1 protein-coding gene is annotated in these 1,092 nt (G+C 45.8%); it reads right to left on the bottom strand.

What is annotated here, in order from left to right; all coding sequences use genetic code 11:
* The coding region (locus tag J9892_RS15610; protein WP_210538573.1) for a PAS domain-containing methyl-accepting chemotaxis protein at window positions 1–1,014 on the bottom strand (1,014 nt) is incomplete at its 3' end.
* Between the last annotated feature and the right edge of the window lie 78 nt (window positions 1,015–1,092).

The raw sequence follows: 1,092 nt of genomic DNA, 5'->3' as shown, positions 1-1,092 counted from the left end.
GGCTTGCCTAATTTCACCTTCAAGGGCAGTGATTGACTGGCTTGTGTGGGCTACCAGACGCTGGCCAGATGCCGTCTCAGTGTCTGCTCTTCCGGCCGCATCTGCAGCATGCTGTGCATTGCTCGCAACCTCTTGAATGCTTGCCACCATTTGGTTTACTGCCGTTGCTATTTGATCTGTCTCTGCCTGCTGCTCAACTGTAAGTACATTGCTTGACTCAATATCCTTTAGTAGGCCTCGGGTGTGTTCGCTAAGCCGATTTGATGCATCACCTATGCGACCTACTATGGCGCCTGTTTCAGCTTGCATCATTCGTAAAGCAAACTCTATTTGGCCAAACTCATCGGTGCGCCCAGTGTAGAGGGATTGACTTAATGGGTTATTGGAAATATTCCTGGCTCTTTCAACCAGTCTTCCAAGAGGAGAGAGAATAGCCAAAACACTAACAGAGCTTAAGCTTCCTGACATTAAAGTGGCTAACAATAAGCTGCTTATTGATGTATCAGTAAGCATGCCGGCAGCCATTGCGCTTGATATAATACTACCCCATATGAGCAAGAGTATTTTCACGGAAAAGCTAGCAGCCAATTTCGGCCTCGCGGCCTTCCCGCTTCTCAATTGAGCATATAATTTTTCCGCAGCCAAAACCTGCTCAGGTTCAGGCTTGGTCCTTACAGACTGGTATTCAACAATCGAACCATTCTTAGCTATTGGCGTTACATAAGCACTTACCCAATAGTGGTCGCCATTTTTACAGCGATTTTTTACTAGCCCCATCCATGAGCGGCCAGATTTTAATGTACTCCACATATGCTCAAATGCAGCAGGCGGCATATCTGGGTGTCTTACGATGTTGTGAGGCTGGCCTAATAGTTCTTCCTCAGTGAAACCACTGATTTTAATGAAGTCAGGATTAACGTACGTGATATGGCTTTGAGGGGAGGTAGTCGAAAGAATATTGGCATCTTTTGGGAGTTCTAAGTTTCGACCCGTCACTGGTAAATTCTGGCGCATAAGAACCTCAAGGGTTGGCTGTTTTATTTTATTGTTTTCGGCATTAAGCCCAATTTCTTGAGCGTTACGATAAAGCTA

The sequence above is a fragment of the Aeromonas sp. Prich7-2 genome (assembly GCF_017939255.1).
Taxonomy (GTDB): Bacteria; Pseudomonadota; Gammaproteobacteria; order Enterobacterales; family Aeromonadaceae; genus Aeromonas; species Aeromonas caviae.
Note: the sequence above shows the minus strand (reverse complement) of the source record. Positions and strands in the feature narration are given on the sequence as shown.